Origin of the sequence: Lacrimispora struthionigena, from assembly GCF_048627165.1 — a bacterium.
Taxonomy (GTDB): Bacteria; Bacillota; Clostridia; order Lachnospirales; family Lachnospiraceae; genus Lacrimispora.
Window position 1 is genome coordinate 1,810,979 of sequence record NZ_JBMBWP010000002.1, and the last position, 18,507, is coordinate 1,829,485.

16 protein-coding genes are annotated in these 18,507 nt (G+C 42.7%); 5 read left to right on the forward strand and 11 right to left on the reverse strand.

The features are described 5' to 3' along the window. The first annotated feature begins 70 nt into the window (after positions 1–70). A complete protein-coding gene (thiC, locus tag ACOAOT_RS17535; RefSeq protein ID WP_420218167.1) occupies positions 71–1,378 on the forward strand; it encodes a phosphomethylpyrimidine synthase ThiC in 1,308 nt (435 codons plus the stop codon). Positions 1,379–1,402: 24 nt separating this feature from the next. Continuing rightward, the gene (gene thiW, locus ACOAOT_RS17540) at positions 1,403–1,957 is read left to right on the forward strand and encodes an energy coupling factor transporter S component ThiW (protein ID WP_420218168.1); all 555 of its coding nucleotides are present in this window, start codon (positions 1,403–1,405) and stop codon (positions 1,955–1,957) included. Between the two features lie 144 nt (positions 1,958–2,101). Here the strand turns inward: thiW and ACOAOT_RS17545 are convergent, their stop codons facing one another. From ACOAOT_RS17545 to ACOAOT_RS17560, 4 genes are all read right to left on the reverse strand, one after another. Further along, the gene (locus tag ACOAOT_RS17545; RefSeq protein ID WP_420218169.1) at positions 2,102–2,311 is read right to left on the reverse strand and encodes a hypothetical protein; all 210 of its coding nucleotides are present in this window, start codon (positions 2,309–2,311) and stop codon (positions 2,102–2,104) included. Then, on the reverse strand, positions 2,312–2,974 hold the full coding sequence (locus ACOAOT_RS17550; protein WP_420218170.1) for a hypothetical protein: 663 nt from the start codon (positions 2,972–2,974) through the stop codon (positions 2,312–2,314). Positions 2,975–3,307: 333 nt separating this feature from the next. Continuing rightward, entirely contained in the window at positions 3,308–6,361 is a 3,054-nt protein-coding gene (locus ACOAOT_RS17555) for a glycoside hydrolase family 2 TIM barrel-domain containing protein (RefSeq protein WP_420218171.1), read from the reverse strand. 152 nt (positions 6,362–6,513) lie between these two features. Further along, positions 6,514–7,263 carry a LysM peptidoglycan-binding domain-containing protein gene (locus ACOAOT_RS17560; protein WP_420218172.1) on the reverse strand — a complete coding sequence of 250 codons (750 nt, stop codon included), beginning with the start codon at positions 7,261–7,263 and terminating at the stop codon, positions 6,514–6,516. Between the two features lie 210 nt (positions 7,264–7,473). On the opposite strand from ACOAOT_RS17560, the gene ACOAOT_RS17565 reads away from it, so the two are divergent. Both ACOAOT_RS17565 and ACOAOT_RS17570 read left to right on the forward strand, forming a co-directional pair. Beyond that, positions 7,474–8,055, forward strand: coding sequence for a hypothetical protein (locus ACOAOT_RS17565; RefSeq protein WP_420218173.1), 582 nt, complete (start codon positions 7,474–7,476; stop codon positions 8,053–8,055). Positions 8,056–8,106: 51 nt separating this feature from the next. After that, positions 8,107–8,952, forward strand: coding sequence for a helix-turn-helix domain-containing protein (locus ACOAOT_RS17570; RefSeq protein ID WP_420218174.1), 846 nt, complete (start codon positions 8,107–8,109; stop codon positions 8,950–8,952). Positions 8,953–8,975: 23 nt separating this feature from the next. Here ACOAOT_RS17570 and ACOAOT_RS17575 read toward each other — a convergent pair whose 3' ends face one another. Continuing rightward, on the reverse strand, positions 8,976–9,791 hold the full coding sequence (locus ACOAOT_RS17575; RefSeq protein WP_420218175.1) for a helix-turn-helix transcriptional regulator: 816 nt from the start codon (positions 9,789–9,791) through the stop codon (positions 8,976–8,978). Positions 9,792–10,026: 235 nt separating this feature from the next. On the opposite strand from ACOAOT_RS17575, the gene ACOAOT_RS17580 reads away from it, so the two are divergent. Then, positions 10,027–11,271: an MFS transporter gene (locus ACOAOT_RS17580; protein WP_420218176.1), complete on the forward strand. Its 1,245-nt coding sequence runs from the start codon at positions 10,027–10,029 to the stop codon at positions 11,269–11,271. A 4-nt stretch (positions 11,272–11,275) separates the two neighbouring features. On the opposite strand, the gene ACOAOT_RS17585 is transcribed toward ACOAOT_RS17580, so the two are convergent. The 6 genes from ACOAOT_RS17585 to fsa are packed head-to-tail and all read right to left on the reverse strand — an operon-like array spanning position 11,276 to position 18,459. Next, positions 11,276–12,343 carry a GntR family transcriptional regulator gene (locus tag ACOAOT_RS17585; protein WP_420219444.1) on the reverse strand — a complete coding sequence of 356 codons (1,068 nt, stop codon included), beginning with the start codon at positions 12,341–12,343 and terminating at the stop codon, positions 11,276–11,278. A 51-nt stretch (positions 12,344–12,394) separates the two neighbouring features. Beyond that, on the reverse strand, positions 12,395–13,087 hold the full coding sequence (locus ACOAOT_RS17590) for an L-ribulose-5-phosphate 4-epimerase (RefSeq protein ID WP_277409110.1): 693 nt from the start codon (positions 13,085–13,087) through the stop codon (positions 12,395–12,397). A gap of 21 nt (positions 13,088–13,108) precedes the next feature. After that, the gene (locus ACOAOT_RS17595) at positions 13,109–14,710 is read right to left on the reverse strand and encodes a xylulokinase (protein WP_420218177.1); all 1,602 of its coding nucleotides are present in this window, start codon (positions 14,708–14,710) and stop codon (positions 13,109–13,111) included. A gap of 28 nt (positions 14,711–14,738) precedes the next feature. Then, on the reverse strand, positions 14,739–16,232 hold the full coding sequence (araA, locus tag ACOAOT_RS17600) for an L-arabinose isomerase (protein ID WP_420218178.1): 1,494 nt from the start codon (positions 16,230–16,232) through the stop codon (positions 14,739–14,741). Positions 16,233–16,252: 20 nt separating this feature from the next. Beyond that, complete coding sequence (gene arfA / locus ACOAOT_RS17605; RefSeq protein WP_420218179.1) at positions 16,253–17,770, reverse strand: arabinosylfuranosidase ArfA; 1,518 nt, start codon at positions 17,768–17,770, stop codon at positions 16,253–16,255. Between the two features lie 35 nt (positions 17,771–17,805). Next, positions 17,806–18,459, reverse strand: a complete 654-nt coding sequence (gene fsa / locus ACOAOT_RS17610) for a fructose-6-phosphate aldolase (protein ID WP_420218180.1) — start codon at positions 18,457–18,459, stop codon at positions 17,806–17,808. Between the last annotated feature and the right edge of the window lie 48 nt (positions 18,460–18,507).

Sequence of the window (18,507 nt, forward strand, 5' to 3'; positions counted from 1 at the left end):
GTACCTATTTGGTATGGGCTCTTTTTTTGTCCTGTGCCGTAAATCCCTTCAAAATGAAGGAGGACTACATATGAATTACACTACACAGATGGATGCCGCAAGAAAAGGCATTCTGACCAGAGAAATGGAAATCACAGCCAAAAAAGAGGGAATGAAACCGGAAGAGTTAATGGAGCTGGTGGCCGAAGGCAAGGCAGTGATTCCAGCCAACAAACACCATGCCTGCTTAGAGCCAAATGCCATTGGCTCCATGCTGAAAACAAAGATTAATGTAAATCTTGGAACTTCCAGAGATTTAAACGACATGGAATTAGAACTAAAAAAGGTTGAGGATGCAGTTTTAATGGGAGCGGAATCCATTATGGATTTAAGTTCCTTTGGAGATACCAGGAAATTCAGAAAAAGACTGACAAGCCAGTGCCCGGCCATGATTGGAACTGTGCCAATCTATGATGCCGTGGTTTATTATCATAAACCACTTAAGGAGATAACTTCTGAGGAATGGATTCAGATTGTGGAAATGCATGCGTTAGACGGAGTGGATTTCATGACCATTCACGTGGGCATCAACAAGCAGACGGCTCATCGTTTTAAAGAAGCAAAACGCCTGACCAATATTGTATCCAGAGGCGGCTCCATTATCTTTGCCTGGATGGAGATGACGGGAAATGAAAACCCATTTTATGAAAGCTTCGACCGCATTCTGGAAATCTGCCGGGAGCACGATGTCACATTAAGTCTTGGAGACGCCTGCCGTCCAGGCTGTATTGAAGATGCTTCCGATATTTCCCAGATTGAAGAGCTGGTAACCCTTGGGGAACTGACCCGCCGCGCGTGGGAAAAGGATGTACAGGTAATTATTGAAGGACCCGGACACATGCCTCTTGACCAGATTGCCGCCAATATGAAAATTCAGCAGACCATCTGTAAAGGCGCTCCCTTCTATGTATTAGGACCTCTGGTTACAGACATTGCTCCCGGTTACGATCACATTACCGCAGCCATCGGAGGTGCCATAGCCGCCGCTGCCGGCGCTTCTTTTCTCTGCTACGTGACCCCTGCGGAACATCTAAGGCTTCCCGATGCCGATGATGTGAAGGAAGGCATTATTTCTGCACGGATCGCTGCCCATGCTGCTGACCTGGCAAAGGGCATCAAAGGGGCAAAGGAATGGGATTACCAGATGAGTGATGCAAGAAAACGCCTTGATTGGGAAGCTATGTTTAATCTGGCCATTGATCCGGAAAAAGCCAGAAGGTACCGTGCATCCTCCAAACCGGAAAAGGAAGATACCTGTTCCATGTGCGGCAACTTCTGTGCAATGAAAAATATGAACCGGATTTTAGACGGAGAAATTGTCAACATCTATGATGAATGAGATTGACCAGGAAGGAGTAAAAACATGTATTTAAAAACAGACTCAGGCAAAACAGGTATATCCCGGATTTCTTCAGGAGTTACAATTAAAAAAATGGCAGCCAGTGGAATGCTTGTGGCACTTACCGTTTCACTTTCCGGCTTTTCCATTCCCATTGGAGCCTCTAAATGTTTTCCCATTCAGCACTTAGTAAATGTCCTCGCAGGAGTATTTTTAGGCCCCGCTTACGGTGTTGCCATGGCATTTATCTCATCTCTTATCAGAAACTTATCCGGTACCGGAACCCTTCTTGCATTTCCCGGAAGTATGGTGGGGGCATTTTTCAGTGCGCTTCTGTTTCAAAAGACCGGAAAACTTCTATGGGCTTACGTGGGAGAAATTACTGGGACAGGAATCATCGGTGCAATCCTCTGCTATCCGGTTGCGACGCTGATACTTGGCAAGGATGTTGCTGTTTTCTTTTTTGTAGTTCCTTTTTTGATGAGCACTGTATGTGGGACCGTATTTGCTGCATTCTTATTAGAAACATTTCGCAGACTTGGATTGCTCTCCTATCTGCGGCAGCTCATTGGCCAATAGATAAACAAGTTAAATATAATTTTTTTAACTTAAAAGAACCGTTGTTCTGAAAGATTTCTCCTATAGAGCAACGGTCCCCTTTTAACCTGAAAAGTTGGATTAATATTTCATATTTTTAATAATCTGGATCATTAATATATGTTACTATCCTTTTTTACCCATTAGTATGCAAGCTATGATGGCAGAAATAATCACACTGATAATTTCTATTGGATTAATATACTTATAAATATCTGTGTAATAATTTAAGCCATTCAACTTATCTAAATACATCGAAACTTTTGCTAATGAAATCAAAATAGCTAAGCTAAGAAAACTTAATCCCAATAGCAATGCCCCAAAATAACTTTTCATTTAATTGCTCCCTACCTGACAATATTGACCATTAATGAATTCGTAGTATTCAACATGAGTTGGATGTCCTGCCGAGTCTGACCTTACCTGATTACCATTCGCCCAGTACTCAAGTTTTATTTTAGGTTGAATTGCTTTTTTAGCGTATACATAAGATGTAATTGTTTCAATTCTATTCACTGGCCTATACTGACCACCTGAAAGTATATATCCTGTCGTACGTTTCAGATCTGTTTGTTGAATTTTTGAGACATCAAAATTTTTCTGATAGTAAGCTTTTACATATTCCCCCTTTTTTAACGAACCACTGTTTTTTGATATACCGAAAGTAACAGTCTTTCCAAAAGAGTATCCTAGTTGAGCTTGGATTCCCCCTTTTAGATCACCGCCTATTGTACCGGTGTATGTATGAGAATAGGCAGTTGAGTGGGATATTGAATCATATTCCCCATTTCGTGTAGCAGGCGATCCCGTATAAATATGTGTCCATCCCCCCTGTGTTTCTTCATAAGTACGGTCTACTTTGAAACTCCAATTATGAGTAACAGTAGTCCCTACTGCATCTGGTGTAACTATTGCATCATCTGCCGCAATAGAAGTTATGCTACCTCCGATAATCATACCCACTAAAATTGTAACACCAAAAAATGTTTTTAACTTCATTGTCTCATCCCCCTTAAATTTATTATCTCCAACACTTTCCAGGCAATTATAAATAAATATATTATACATATGAACTATCTATAATAACATTGTTTTAATTATACATTGTCTTTATTTTTTTTACAACAATAAAACAGCAAATAATTGTCAAATATTTTTTAGCATATCTTACAATCCTATTAATTGAAAAAATATAAAATAGTATGCAAGATTATTAAATAAGAATCTGAACAGGATAATACTCTTTCTCCTTAGAAAAGGAAAAAGTCTGAGAGTAGATAAACAAACATCTTCTCTCAGACTATTGTACGGTATTTATTTCATATAAATAATTTACCGGTTACTTCCAGGTACCAGTGTAAATTCAAATGTAAATTCTTCTTCCACAAACATATATTCTTTGCGAAGTTCCGGTCCGCAGCTTTCTGATCCGATTCCGTTCTGTCTGTAGTCCACACAGAATTCTGTGTAACCGGAAGGAGTCAGTTCATAATTATGGGCTTTCTCTGTCAGTTCCTCCTGGGTATATTCGGAGGCGTGGAAAGAGAAGGTTTTATCTGCTGCAACAGAGAGTGACAAATCGTCTCCCTCTATGGTCACAAAGTCACAATCACTTCTGCTTCCGTTCTCCTGAGGTCTTAAATAATCCTCATGCATCTCTTTTACGCTGGAAGAGAACAGACCATGATAGCTGGCATTGTTCTTATCAATATAGTTTTCAACAGGACCAAGACCGAAATAGGTTACCTGACCCATCTGCTTTGGAAGGAACAGTCTGAGGCCGAATCGTGGAAGTTCGGGGAACTCCATATCTCTTTTTACATCCAGTCTTACGTTTAAGGCGCCGTCTGCACCAATGGTCCAGACCGCATCAATCATAAGAATCCGCTGAATTGGTGCTGCTACCATTGACATCTTAGTGGATATTACAAGACTGCCATCTTTTTCTTCCCATCTGGTTTCATATCCTCTGGAAGATGCACGGTGATAGTGAGCCTCTTTCCATTTACCCTTAATATCGCTGTCATTATCCGTAGGTGCTCTCCAGATATTGATTTCCATGGGACGTTCCAGAATGGACTGATTTTCAAAATTCATATCCTGAAATGTTCCAGTTAATTTGCTGTAGGTGTAGAAAAAGCTTTTTCCGCTAACACGGATATAACGATCATCTTCACAAACCTCAAATCCACCCTTTTCTTCTTTCTTCATTAAAAGTACAGCTGCTTTCTGGTTTCTCATATCTGCATTTTCCAAAAGTACCTCATCAAAACCAAGAAGACTTCCAGCTTTTACAAGAGCATTGCTTTCTTTCAGATAATAGCTTATTTTTAAGTAACACTTACCAGCTGCCGGAACGTCAAAGTTTAAGGAAAGTCTGCACTCCTGCTGGGGCATAAGTTCAGGCATGTCGGTTTCTCCAACCATTCCGTTTGCTATTACCTCTCCGTCACAGCTCACCTCATAACCAATGCATCCATACTCTTTAAAGTTAGTAAAGTGAAGGTAATTATGAAGGGTCAGTTCTTTTTTCTTCTGGTCAAAGGAAACAACCCGAACCGGACGATTTACATTCTTAAATTCCATAAGACCTGTATGAGGTCTTCTGTCCGGATAGACAAGCCCATCCATACAGAAATTACCGTCATGAGGATATTCCCCATGATCTCCTCCATAAAGATACATGGGCTTTCCGTCAATGGTTCTTCCCTGATAAATCGCATGGTCACACCATTCCCATACAAAACCGCCGCATACCCGGTCGTGCTGTTCGAACACCTGGAAGTATCCCTCTAAATCTCCAGGTCCATTTCCCATGGCATGACTGTATTCACAGAGAATAAATGGCTTTGCTGTCTCCCGCTTTGTGTATTCGATAATTTCATCCAGACTGGGATACATACGGCTGAATAAATCGATATTGGAGAAATCATAGGTTTTATCCACAGCGATGTATCTGGCACCCTCATAGTGGGTAAGTCTGGTTGGATCATAAGACTTTGTCCAGGAAAGAGCTGCTTCAAAGGTGCATCCATAAGCACATTCATTTCCCATAGACCAGATCACTACGCAGGGACGGTTCTTATCCCGTTCAACTAAAAGCCTGGTTCTGTCAACGGTCGCTTCTGTGAATTCAGGATTGTCTGCGATGGCACGGTTCCAACGGTCTCTCCAAACCTCTGTGGTGCGGTTCGCCATATAGATATAACCGGTTCCATGGCTTTCATTATCTGCTTCATCAATGACATAAAATCCGTATTCATCGCAAAGCTGATAGAACTGAGGCGCATTGGGATAATGACTGGTTCGGATAGCATTTACATTATGCTCTTTCATCAGACGTAAATCACGCTTCATCTGATCCAGGCTGATTGTAAATCCGGTAACAGGATCACTGTCGTGGCGGTTTACGCCATGAAACTTTATTTTTTCTCCATTTAGGTATACCACACCATCACGAATGGCGATTTCCCTGATTCCAAGACGGTCAACAATCACTTCCTGGCCAGTTTCAAACATAACCGTATAAAGATATGGTTTTTCTGCATTCCAGAGCACTGGATTTTCTATCCCGAACTCTATCTTACCATCAACAGGATATCCCTCTTTACTGGCTACCGTATTCCCATCTCTGTCAGTTACTGTTACTTTCACCGGAATCTCTTTTCCGCTAAATGTGATTGCTGCCTGCACATGTGCCTGGTTGTTTCCAACAGTGGTAGTCAGGAAATAATCAAAAATACCTTCTTCCGGTCTCTTTAACAGATATACGTCTCTGAAAATACCGGTCATACGGAATTTATCCTGATCTTCCAGATAGCTTCCGTCACACCATTTTAAAACGAGAACAGAAAGAGTATTGTCTCCCTCCCGAATTACTCCAGTAACATCAAACTCACTGGTTCCGTGAGAAACCTGACTGTATCCCACGTAACTGCCATTTAACCATACGTAGAAACAGGAATCCACTCCCTCAAAGTTTAAGTAAGCTCTGGGTGCCTCATCCTCTCTTTTATAGACAAAATGATGGACATACGCGCCGCATGGATTCTCAGCCGGTACGTAAGGCGGGTCCATGGGGAATGGATAACGGGTATTGGTATACTGGTGCTTATCATAGCCGTAATTTTGAAAGCAGCCAGGTACCGGAATCTCATCGAAACGGGAAGTATCAAAGCCTTCCAGAAAAAATTCTTCTTTTACATCATAAATGCTGTCATAATAGCGGAACTTCCAGTTACCATTTAACAAAAAGAACCGGTCAGATTTCTCCCTTTCCTGTGTTAAATCAAACTGGGCCTTGGAAGCCGGAATATAATAAGCTCTGTGTGGCATGGTGTTTTCATGTAGCAGATGCAGATTTTCATAATGTCTGGGTACGATCATAGTCGACTCCTCCTTCTTTTCATACCTATTATTATAAGATCACAGAGCAAAAAATCCATATCTTTGATTGGACAAAACATGCACAAAATGATACTGCACAAAAAAAGAAAAGAGACGGAGCTGTCCGTCTCTGTAAATCTGTTTATTTATTTTTATTTAAAAATATCTGGAAATTGATTTATAATACCATTTGTCATCATGTCAGCCATTACCAAAGCCTGTTCTTCAATTTCATCAAAATCATTAATACTTTCCAAATACTTACCGGTCAATATGTTAACAGCTTCGTCTTTAGTCATTGCCAAATGTTTATACAGCATTGCTTTCCAATCTTCCCGAGACCAATAAGGGTTGATACCAGCAAGGAAATCAGCTATTTGATCCGCATTTGCATACCATCTTTTTTCTGCATCTGCAGCAGCATTATTATCACCGGCCTTGGCCGCCTTTACAAGTTCTGCAGCGATCACAAGATGATTTGTAAATAGATCTGAAAATGTGGAAGCTTTCTCATCTCCATAAAAAAGCCTCAGTAATGCTTCAAAGTCTTTCGGATTTCTAAGCAGGCGGTTTGTAACAAAATCTACATCTGGCAGGTTAAATACTAAACTCAGGATAGTCAGTCTGGTCCATGTAACATGCTGCTCCCAGAGTCCACGTATATAATCACTTAAGTCCGCCTGTGACTTACTTATTTCATTGGTATCATATCGTTCTGAAGAAAAATATTTTAATCCCGGATTGAGACAGATAACTTGCCCGACAGTAAGATTTTCTGGCTTTAATTCAGGATTAGCAGTCATGATTTCATCTATCGTTGTATCAAACATCTGACTAATTAAAAATAATGTGTCCCCTGGACAGATTCTATAACAAATTGTTTTAAGCAGGTATTGCGGCATTTATTCACGACCTTAGTAATTTATATTTATAATTATTAGTATGATTATTTGTAAAAAAAGTAACCAAATTTATAATAACTTAAAAAATTTGAGTTAAATATAATCTTGGCTCAGAACAAAAAAAAATTACATGATTAGACAAAGCATGGATAAAATGATACAATAACAGGTAATTGCGCTGTTTTATCATCTTATTCGAGTATGGGGGAAATGAATGTGAAAAAATGTTTCATAATTATAGGAGTGTGCTTACTATTATCAGGCTGTTCAAAAGCAACCGTGGAGAAAGAAATGCAAACCTCTGCTGCAGAAAGTGTTACTGAGGTCTCTTCAACAGAAGATTCCGAAATGAATACACAAGATTTACCAAATTTAGATTATCTCAAGAAAAAGCTGAACGACTGTGTGGCCATTCTTGGAATCTCGGAAGTTTCAGATGCTTACTATGAAAACGTTGAAAAAATAGATTCAGATACCATCTTTTTAGATGTTATATTAACAACGGATCTATATAAACTAAAATGTACCTGTTCTTACATTGGCCTCACTGATCACTGGGCTATTCTCTATGTCGAAAACAATGAAAATAATCACACTTACTATATTGCACCCGGACATGAAGAAACGGTAGACCTTTATGATTACGCAACCGATACTCTGATTTCAAAAAAGAAAGATAATCCGGAAACGAAAGATCCCGTGACTGATTTTAATGAAAGCATGGAAAGTATTAATGAAGATTTTGATTCCAAATTAAATAGTATTGCTGATCAGTATAACATAAGACAATAAAAAACCACCTCTTTCAGGCTGTCAGAAAAAAGGTGAAAGGAGCTTCCCTTCATGTATACAAACACAGGCTATATGAATTTGACAGAAGAAGAACTGGAAAATATGAAAGTCCCATTAAGAGTCAATAGCTGCGGAGTCTACCGTCTGGTTTCTCTCAATGTTATGTCAACTTTCCGTCCTCTCGGCCGTTCTGATTATCAGCTCCTTTATATTGCATCAGGAAAAGCCTTTTTTACCTTTAATGGAACCGTTACCGAAGTTTCAGAAGGCAGCATGTTTTTATATCCTCCCAATACCCCCCAGCAATATGCTTATTATTTAAACGATAAGCCGGAGGTTTACTGGCTCCACTTCACCGGCAGCGAGGCTGCTTCTCTTACCAGAGAAGCCGGTTTTTTGGAAAACCGGATCGTGTATGCTGGAATATCTTCCAAATATCAGGAACTGTTCCTGTCAGTAATCAGGGAAATACAGCTTACCCGCCCTTCCTTTGAGGAGCTGTCCGCCCTTTACTTAAAGCAGCTTTTTCTCCTCCTCAAACGAATCAGAGAAGAAGGCGGATTTAAGAAAACAGAAATTCAAAAAGAAATGGAAAAAGCAGTCCGTTTTTTTCATGAGAACCTGGCCAAAAATATCGAAGTTGAGACGTATGCCAGAGAACTTCACATGAGCACCTGCTGGTTCATCCGAAGCTTCAAGGAATATTCCGGAATGCCTCCTGGGAGATATCTAACCGATATCCGGATCAGGAAAGCCAAGGAGCTCTTAGAAAGTACAGATTACAGCATCGGTGAAATAGGTGGAATCATCGGTTATGATAACCCGCTCTATTTCAGCCGTATATTTAAAAAAACTGCCGGAGTTTCTCCAGCTGAATACAGAAAGGCAGCAAGGTAAATGTATCCCCTGCCGCCTTTCTTCTACCGTTCAATGACACTATAGGTCTGCCGGTATTCCTTTGCTGTCATTCCCATATATTTCTTAAATATCCTTCTGAAATAATCCACGTCTTCATATCCGCACCGGTAAGCAATCTCACTTCCCGTCAGATTCGTCTCAATCAGCATTCTGCATGCCTTATTAAGCCGGGCCTCATGGATTCCTTCCGTCAGAGTCTTTCCATAAACTGCATGATAGGTCCGTCCTAAATAATCCGGACTGCATTCCAGCTTTTCCGCCAATATGGAAGCCGATAACGGTTCTTTTATATGGTTTTTAATATACTGCCCAGCCTGGTTGGCCAGAAGCACCTTTTGCCCGTTAATTTCCATGGGAGAAAGAGAATCACTCAGCTCGCAAAGCAGTTCTAGCAAAACCAGATTTAAAATAGTTCTGTCCTCCCTGCATACATTCTGCCTCTTAATAAACCGGCGAAACAGTTCCTCAAACTGCTGGGGTTTTCCGATCCGTATGAGCTGGGGAAGGGACATAATATCTGTTCCAATCTCTTCTGCCTTCTCTTCCAAATGAAAATGAAGCCAGTAAAAATTTAAATCCGTTCCAAATTCCCTGGTTCCCCAATGATGCCTGCCAGGAAATAAAATCAGGGCCTCCCCCTCTTCCACTTCATATTCCACATCTTCTTCCGCAATTCCCAGCACACCGGAATTGACATAGATAATTTCAAAGGAATCCATGACACGGTCTGCGTGCCGTCCCTTTCCCTCTGTAACCAGATATCCTGCATTTAATGCCCTTACTGGAAGAACTGCCTTTAGATGTAAGTAATGTTCCATGTGTCGCCCCCCTCTGTTGTCTTCAAGTCGGAATCATCCAGTTTTTCGCTTCTTTTTCCTCTTGTATCCTTTGACTCAAACTGGCAATATAGAGAAAGTATTTTTATTTCTATAAAAAGGATAGCAGATCTACGAATAAAAGAAAAGGGGAACACGGCAGATTTGCCGTTTATCTATAATGGTTACAGACTTGACAAGAAAAAAAACGGCGTTTTCCAGTAAGGAAACAACGCCTATGACAGCCACAGATTTTTCAAAAGGACGAAATCTTTTTATTGCGGAAGGATGCTGCGCCAATGGTATCGTTACGCTCACCACAGGTGCTTTTCTCTCCGGATACGCCAGTTCTTTGGGAGCTGAAGACTCTTTAAACGGCATCATTGGATCTATTCCACTCCTTCTTTGCAGCCTTCAGATGTTTTCATCCATACTTTTAGAAAGCCTCAGTAGAAAAAAAGGACTGATTGTTGGTTTTTCCTTTGTCCACAGGCTGCTGCTTTCACTGATGTTTTTTCTGCCGTTATTTATCACTCAGCCGGTCATTCGTTTGACAGCAGTGGTCATTCTCTATGGAATCGCCCACTTCTTTGGTGCATCCATCGGTACCGGAACCGGGAACTGGATACTCCAGCTGGTTCCCCAGAATATCAGAGGAGATTATCTTGGCCGAAAAGATTCCTTTGCCTTTGCTTTCTCCACTGTTTTAAGTCTTATTATGGGCAGAGTCATGGACTGGTTTCGCAACAACTCCATGGAACAGACCGGCTTTCTGGTAGTCGGGGCCACCGTTCTTATGATTGCATGTACAGACTTCTGGTGCCTGCTATCCATAAAAGAACCGGAAAGTACTCCCCATAAACAGAAATTAAAGGATGTTCTTCTGGCTCCAATTGCTGACATAAAATACCGGAAGGTTATGATCACCTATGTATTCTGGAACCTTGCTCTGCAGATTGCAGGTCCTTTTTTCAGTGTATACATGGTTACCGGACTTAAAATGGATTATACTTATATCACATTTCTTGGACTGATTTCATCCACCGTCCGGATTCTGGCTGCATGGCTTTGGGGGAAACTGGCAGATGCCACCTCCTGGCTTCTTGCCGGCAGACTTTCCATGGGACTGCTTGGTTTTATCCATATCAGCTGGCTCTTTATGACACCGGATACCTGCTATGCCCTCCAGCCTGTCTTACAGGCCTTATCCGGAGCTGCATGGGGCGGAATTGCAATATCCGTTTTTAATCTGCAGTATCATTATGCACCAGAAGATAAACGGGTTTTATACGTCAGTGCCAATTCATCCTATGCGGGACTTTGCGGCTTTTTCTCCACCCTCATAGGCGCCAGTTTACTGACCATACTCCCATCTTTTAAAATCGGGGACCTGCCAGTCAGCGGTATGCAGATTCTCTTCCTGCTGTCCGGATCCTTAATACTGGGCTGTGTTCTTTATATGGGAAAACTGAAGAAATACTAACCGGTTACGGATTCTTTCTCCTGTCTTTGCAGGACTCCCGGATCACAAGTACCGGCTTTAATACCCGTTCCACCCGGCTTTCTTCGTCCGGAATTTCATGAATCTTTTCCAAAAGCAGTTCAGCCGCCATTGCCCCCAGCCGTTCCTGTGGGTGTGCAATGGTGGTTAGCTTCACCATTCCATTTTCTGCTATGAAAGAATTGTCATACCCTGTGACAGATATCTCTTCCGGAACAGAAATCCCTTCTTTCTGTATAGTCTTAATAACCTCAAAGGCAATCTGATCGTTGTAGCAGACAATCCCGTCAACAGGGATCTCCTCCTCCAGCATAATCTTTAAAGCCTCAGAAGGCTTGGCAGACCGGTCCTCAGTATGATACCAGATCACCATATCCGGATCGTAGGAAAAACCGCTTTCCTGAAGGGCCTTTACAAAGCCTTTGTGCCTGTCTCTTCCCTGGCTGTCATCTGCCTTAAAAATCCCCAGTATATGCTCATGCCCCAGATCAAGGAGATACTTTGTCACCAGATATCCACCCATACAGTCATCAAGCCTGATATGGGGTTTGCTTTTCATCTGGGCGTAGTAGCCCTGTATAAACACATAAGGTATCTTATAAAAATCCAGCTTGTCATACAGTCCCCTGTGCCCACAGAGAATCTCGCTTTTGCTTGGTTCAATAATGAGTCCGTCCACGTCTTTTTCCAGGATTTCTTCTAAACATCTGCTTTCTTTTAATCTGCTGTTTCCTGTATTTTTAATAATAATACTGTAACCATTCTCCGTCAGTACCTGATCGATTCCCTGAATCAGCCGCGGGAAAATATAGTCGGACAAATAGGTAGTAATCACCGCTATATTGCCCGACCCTTTTTTCCTTCCCGCTTTTCTGGACACGAAGGTACCTCTGCCATGTTCCGCTTCAATGTAGCCTTCCTGCTCCAGTATGGACAGGGCTTTTCTCACCGTATGACGGCTGATATGGTAAACTTCCGAAAGCTGATTCTCCGAAGGAAGCCGGTCTCCAGGCTTCTTCTCTCCGGAGATAATCTCTTTTTTCAGTTCTTCCATTAATACGTAATACTTTGTTTTTCCACTGTCCGACACTGTAAGGACTCCTTGCTATTTTTTCTGCCCATAATAGGCATCCGGTCCGTGCTTTCTCATAAAATGCTTATCCTGCAAGGACTGGGGTGCTGGCTTTACTGCTGTATTTAACAGCTCTGTCATTAAATTCATTTTTGCAATTTCTTCTAATACCACCGCATTGTGTACTGCATTGGCCGCATCAGTTCCCCAGGTAAAAGGACCATGGTTTTTGCACAATACCGCCGGAACATGCATGGGATCAATCCCTTCAAAGGTTTCTATAATCACAGTTCCCGTATTTTTCTCATAGCCTTCATCAATCTCTTCCTGAGTTAAGTTTCTTGCACACGGAATCTCTCCATAAAAATAATCTGCATGGGTAGTGCCATAGCAGGGCAGCGCTCTTCCGGCCTGAGCCCAGGAGGTGGCCATAGGGGAGTGGGTATGGACTATTCCGCCAATCTTTTCAAATGCCCGGTACAGTTCCAGATGGGTGGCTGTATCCGAAGAGGGATTTAATTCTCCCTCCACCTGATTGCCGTCTAAATCCATAACCACCATGTCCTCCGGTTTCAGCTTATCATAATCCACTCCACTGGGTTTAATAACAAATAACCCCTTTTCCCGGTCAATGCCGCTGACATTTCCCCAGGTGTAGGTAATCAGCCCTCTCCGGGGCAATTCCATATTTGCTTCATATACACTTAATTTCAGTTCTTCCAGCATCGTATCGCCTTTATCCTTTCTCTATATGTTTAAGCTGTCCACTGCCGCCCGTTCAATGGCAAGACCCTTTTTATACCGCTTCATAAATGTCTGGAATCCTGTTACATCTTCCGGATCCGGCTCCATGGTTTCACCTGCCATATCTTTAAATACCCGGTCAGATAAGTAATGATCCAGAGATTCGCCTTCTTTCTTGCGAAGCAGGTAGGATGCAAGCAGTGCTGCTCCCCAGGCTCCGCCTTCTCCAGCCGTTTCCATAACAGAAACAGGAACTCCCACAGCTGCAGCCATGATTCTCTGCCCCGTTTCTCTGGTCTTAAACAGACCGCCGTGTCCCAGAAGCACATCCAGCTTCACACCTTCTTTAAACAGAATCTCCATGCCCATATTTAAGGCTCCCAAAGCCGTATAAAGATGGACTCTCATGAAGTTTGCCAGGTCAAACCTGCTGTTTGGAGTTCGGACAAATAATGGTCTTCCTTCTTCAAAATGAGTGATATGTTCTCCCGATAAATAGCCGTAGGACAAAAGTCCGCCGCCATCTTTATCGCCTTCCAGTGCCTTTTTATAAAGTGCGGTAAAAAGTTCGTTTTTATCCGGCTTCATACCCATGGTATTTGCAAACTCTTCAAACAAACCAACCCATGCATTTAAGTCAGAAGTGCAGTTATTGCAGTGTACCATGGCAACAGCGTCTCCTGCCGGTGTGGTAACCAGGTCAAGCTCTTCATAAACTTTGGAAAGCTCCTTTTCCAGCACTACCATGGCAAAAACACTGGTACCTGCCGATACATTACCGGTTCTCTTTGCAACAGAGTTGGTGGCAGTCATACCGGTTCCTGCATCACCTTCCGGCGGGCAGAGTGGAATACCAGGCTTTAAATTGCCGCTTTCATCCAGCAAAGCCGCTCCCGCTGCAGTAAGAGTACCTGCGTCTTCTCCTGCAGTCAGAACTTCAGGCATGATATCCCTAAATTTCCATGGCAGATTCCGGTCAGAGACAAGCTCATCAAACTGGCTGATCATCCGCTCATTAAAATCCTTTGTCTCACTGTCTACAGGAAACATTCCGGCACAGTCGCCGATGCCCAGGACTCTCTTCCCGGTCAGCTTCCAGTGAACATATCCTTCCAGAGTAATCAGATAATCGATTTCAGAAACATGGCTCTCGCCATTTAAAATAGCCTGATACAAATGGGCAATGCTCCATCTTTGAGGAATGTGGAACGAAAACAGCTCCGTCAGTTTTCCGGCTGCCTCTTCCGTCATGGTATTTCTCCAGGTCCGAAATGGAACCAGTAACTCTCCATTCTTGTCAAATGCCATATATCCATGCATCATGGCAGAAAATCCAATGGCTCCGATGGTAGTAATCGTTACCCCGTACTTCTCCTTTACTTCATCTGCCATCTTCCCGTAGCTTTCCCTGACACCTTCCCATATATCATCAATGCCATAGGTCCAGATTCCGTTTTCATAACGGTTTTCCCAGTCATGACCGCCGGAAGCGATGGGATTATGATTTTCATCTACCAGGACTGCCTTGATTCTGGTGGAGCCCAGTTCGATTCCCAGTGCGGTATTTCCTTCCCGGATTGCTGCTATTAATTTTTCGTTATCCATAGAAACCCCCTCAAACTTTCTATCAGTATCAGCGATATGCCACCGAATTCCATCTCAGTTCATTCTTAAAATCACGGATATTTGTATTTTCATCAATATAAACAGCCTCGATTCCCATTGCTTCCGCCCAGTCCCCCAGCTGTTTCGCTGTCAGATCATAGGTAAATGCCGTATGATGGGCACCGCCTGCCAGAATCCAGCATTCCGCACCAGTTATTAAGTTTGGCTCCGGAGTCCAGAATGCTGACGCCACCGGAAGCTTGGGCATGGGTTTTTCCACCTTTTTACAATTAACTGTATTGATAATAAGGCGGAAGCGGTTTCCCAGATCGATGAGGGAAGCAGCAACTCCTCTGCCCTCTTTTGCAGTAAATACAAGTCTTGCAGGATCTTCTCTGTCTCCCATGGTCAATGGATTTACCTTGATGCCTGCTTTGCCCTCTGCAATAGACGGACAGACCTCCAGCATATGAGCCTGAAGAATCCCTTCCTTGCCCGGAACCAGATTATATGTATAATCCTCCATGAAAGAAGTTCCCTTTGCATCCTTTGTCCCCTCTGTCATCAGCTTCATTAAGCGTACCATGGCCGCTGTTTTCCAGTCGCCTTCTCCGCCGAAGCCGTACCCTTTTACCATCAGACGCTGGATTGCAAGTCCGGGAAGCTGTTTTAAGGAACCTAAATCACCGAAATGGGTAACGATTGCCTGATAATTTTTTTCTTTTAAAAATGCTTCAAATCCAAGCTCAATCTGTGCCTGAACTGCCACATGTTTTTTAAATTCCTCAGGATCTCTTCCCTCCAGCAAAATATCGTAGCGGTCATAATATTCTTCCATAAGTGCAGAAACGTCTCCCGCTTTTACATCTGAAACATAATCTGCAACTTCATTCACCGGATATGCATCGATCTCCCAGCCAAATTTCATCTGGGCCTCTACCTTATCTCCTTCTGTAACTGCTACGTTTCGCATATTATCAGCAAAACGTACTACACGGATATGGCTGCTTTCTACAATTCCCACTGCAGTTCTCATCCAGGAAGCAATTCTTCTTTTCACCGAATCATCATCCCAGAAACCGGCAATTACTTCTCTTACCAATCCCATTCTGGTTACCATATGTCCGAATTCCCGGTCGCCGTGGGCTGACTGGTTCTCGTTCATGAAGTCCATATCTATAGAATCATATGGGATTTCCTGGTTAAACTGGGTATGTAAATGAAGCAGGGGTTTTCTGTATTCCTGCAAACCTAAGATCCAGGATTTCGCAGGGGAAAATGTATGCATCCAGGTAATGACACCTGCGCAGTATTCATCATCATTTGCCTGACGGAACAAAGACCGTATGGAAGCATTGTCAATGAGCACCGGTTTTAAAACCACTTCATATGGCAGGAGGCCGGAGGCGTTAAGCCTACCGGTTATAATTCCTGCATGTTCTGCTACATCTCTTAAGCAGGCTTCTCCGTAAAGGTCCTGAGAGCCTGTTGCAAACCAGAATTGATACGCTTTTTGTTTCATATGTATAACCCCCTCCTGTTTTATTTGCCCAGACGAATTACGTTCCAGGATGCCTTGTGTAAGACGCTTGTTACAGTTCCGCCATCTAAGGTAGACTGGCTGGTCTGCTTTGGTGCCACTTTTTCATTAAATGGTCCGTTCACTGCTAACAGATCATCACTTTCCAGTACGGTGTGCTCCAGAATACGGTATCCCTCAAAACATCTGACATCTATTGTCATTTCTGCATCATCTTTGATAGAACGGTTGACTGCGAAAATGGTTACTTCCTCTTTTTCCTCATTGTAAACAGAAACCGCTTCTACTGCTGTTACATCTACATGGGTGGCAGTGTCAAATTTCGGAGAGCTGATCACTGGTAAGAGAGCGGTTCCTCTTCCGTAAGCTGACGCATGCATGAATGGATAGAAGATTGTCTGCTTCCAGGCTGCGCCGCCGCCAGCTTCTGTCATAATCGGAGCAATTACATTAACTAACTGTGCCAGACATGCCATCTTCACCCTGTCAGCATGCTTTAATAAAGTGATTAACATCAGGCCTACTAAAAGTGCATCTTCAAAATTATAGATGTCCTCTAACAGGGGAGGTGCAATCTGCCATGGATGTTTTTCTGTTGTTTCGCTATCAGCTGCAGAGGAGTGATACCATACATTCCACTCATCAAAGCTGATTTTAATATCCTTTTTGCCCCTCTTTTTTGCTTTCACATAATCGCAGGTAGCAATTACTGTGCGGATAAACTGATCCATGTCATCGGAAGAGGCAAGGAAATCCTCACTGTCTCCTTTTCCATTACCATAATACTGGTGCATGGAAACATAATCCACGTGATCATAGGTATGCTGGAGGGTAACTGCCTCCCAATCCGGGAATGTAGGCATGGTGAGGGAAGAGCTTCCGCAGGAAACCAGCTCAATGGTAGGATCGATAATCTTCATGGCTCTTGCAGTCTCTTCCGCAAGGCGTCCATACTCTTCCATTGTCTTATGTCCCAGCTGCCACGGACCGTCCATTTCATTGCCCAGACACCATGTTTTAATATTATGAGGCTCTTTATATCCATGACTGATTCTTAAATCGCTGTATTTGGTATTACCCGGGTGATTGCAGTATTCCAGAATGTTGCAGGCATCGGCAATCCCTCTTGTCCCCAAGTTTACCGCCATCATTACATCAGATCCTGCATTTCTTGCCCATTTGGTAAATTCGTTTAATCCAACCTTATTCTCTTCAATGCTTTTCCATGCAAGCTCCAGTCTTCTGGGACGCTCACTCACCGGACCCACACTGTCTTCCCAGTTAAAACTGGAAACGAAGTTTCCGCCTGGATACCGGATAATCGGAACATTTAACTCTTTTATCAATTCCTTTACGTCATTACGGAAACCATATTCATCAGCCGACGGATGCTCCGGACTATAAATACCGTCATATACTGCTCTTCCAAGATGTTCGATAAAAGAACCATAGATCCTTTCATCAACCTCTGAAATACGGAATTCTTTGTCAATCACCATTTTTACTTTGTTACATGCCATTAGTAGTGTCCAACCTTTCTAAACGATAATTAGTTTTATTCTCCGAATACGTTTCGGTAGTCATCCTGAAATTTTTTAATTCCCTGATCAGTTAAGGGGTGTTTTGTCATCTGTTCCAGCACCGGATAAGGCACGGTAGCAATATCAGCACCGGCTTTTGCACAATCGATCACATGGATGGGATTGCGTATGCTGGCCGCTATGATTTCAGTCTCAATCTCATGGATTGAAAATATCTCGGTGATCTCATTAATGAGATCAATTCCAGGCATTGAAATATCATCAAGTCTTCCTAAGAACGGAGATACGTAGGTAGCTCCTGCCCTTGCAGCCAAAAGAGCCTGGGCTGCTGAAAATACCAGGGTCACATTGGTCTTTATTCCTTCCCCTGTCAGCACTTTAACCGCTTTTAAGCCTTCTGCAGTCATGGGAATCTTAACAACCATATTGGGATGGATGGCTGCAATCTGCCGCCCCTCTTCAATCATCCCTTTTGCATCTGTCGTAGTCGCTTTTACTTCACCGCTGATGGGACCATCCACAATTGACGTAATCTCTTCTATCACCTGTTTAAAATCCCTTCCTTCTTTGGCAATCAAAGACGGATTGGTGGTAACACCGCAGATAATTCCCATCTCATTGGCTTTTCTGATTTCTTCAATGTTTGCCGTGTCTACAAAGAACCTCATTGATTTCTACCTCCTGATTTTTCCATGAGAGTGAACCAGTCATCCTCT

Excerpts from the sequence above, each read along its gene's own strand:
- ACOAOT_RS17570 (WP_420218174.1), top strand. The coding sequence starts at position 8,107 with ATGTATACAAACACAGGCTATATGAATTTGACAGAAGAAGAACTGGAA.
- ACOAOT_RS17560 (WP_420218172.1), bottom strand. The coding sequence starts at position 7,263 with ATGCCGCAATACCTGCTTAAAACAATTTGTTATAGAATCTGTCCAGGG.
- ACOAOT_RS17580 (WP_420218176.1), top strand. The coding sequence starts at position 10,027 with ATGACAGCCACAGATTTTTCAAAAGGACGAAATCTTTTTATTGCGGAA.
- ACOAOT_RS17545 (WP_420218169.1), bottom strand. The coding sequence starts at position 2,311 with ATGAAAAGTTATTTTGGGGCATTGCTATTGGGATTAAGTTTTCTTAGC.
- ACOAOT_RS17555 (WP_420218171.1), bottom strand. The coding sequence starts at position 6,361 with ATGATCGTACCCAGACATTATGAAAATCTGCATCTGCTACATGAAAAC.
- ACOAOT_RS17590 (WP_277409110.1), bottom strand. The coding sequence starts at position 13,087 with ATGCTGGAAGAACTGAAATTAAGTGTATATGAAGCAAATATGGAATTG.
- araA (WP_420218178.1), bottom strand. The coding sequence starts at position 16,232 with ATGAAACAAAAAGCGTATCAATTCTGGTTTGCAACAGGCTCTCAGGAC.
- arfA (WP_420218179.1), bottom strand. The coding sequence starts at position 17,770 with ATGGCATGTAACAAAGTAAAAATGGTGATTGACAAAGAATTCCGTATT.
- ACOAOT_RS17565 (WP_420218173.1), top strand. The coding sequence starts at position 7,474 with ATGAATGTGAAAAAATGTTTCATAATTATAGGAGTGTGCTTACTATTA.
- ACOAOT_RS17595 (WP_420218177.1), bottom strand. The coding sequence starts at position 14,710 with ATGGATAACGAAAAATTAATAGCAGCAATCCGGGAAGGAAATACCGCA.
- fsa (WP_420218180.1), bottom strand. The coding sequence starts at position 18,459 with ATGAGGTTCTTTGTAGACACGGCAAACATTGAAGAAATCAGAAAAGCC.
- thiW (WP_420218168.1), top strand. The coding sequence starts at position 1,403 with ATGTATTTAAAAACAGACTCAGGCAAAACAGGTATATCCCGGATTTCT.
- thiC (WP_420218167.1), top strand. The coding sequence starts at position 71 with ATGAATTACACTACACAGATGGATGCCGCAAGAAAAGGCATTCTGACC.
- ACOAOT_RS17575 (WP_420218175.1), bottom strand. The coding sequence starts at position 9,791 with ATGGAACATTACTTACATCTAAAGGCAGTTCTTCCAGTAAGGGCATTA.
- ACOAOT_RS17585 (WP_420219444.1), bottom strand. The coding sequence starts at position 12,343 with ATGGAAGAACTGAAAAAAGAGATTATCTCCGGAGAGAAGAAGCCTGGA.
- ACOAOT_RS17550 (WP_420218170.1), bottom strand. The coding sequence starts at position 2,974 with ATGAAGTTAAAAACATTTTTTGGTGTTACAATTTTAGTGGGTATGATT.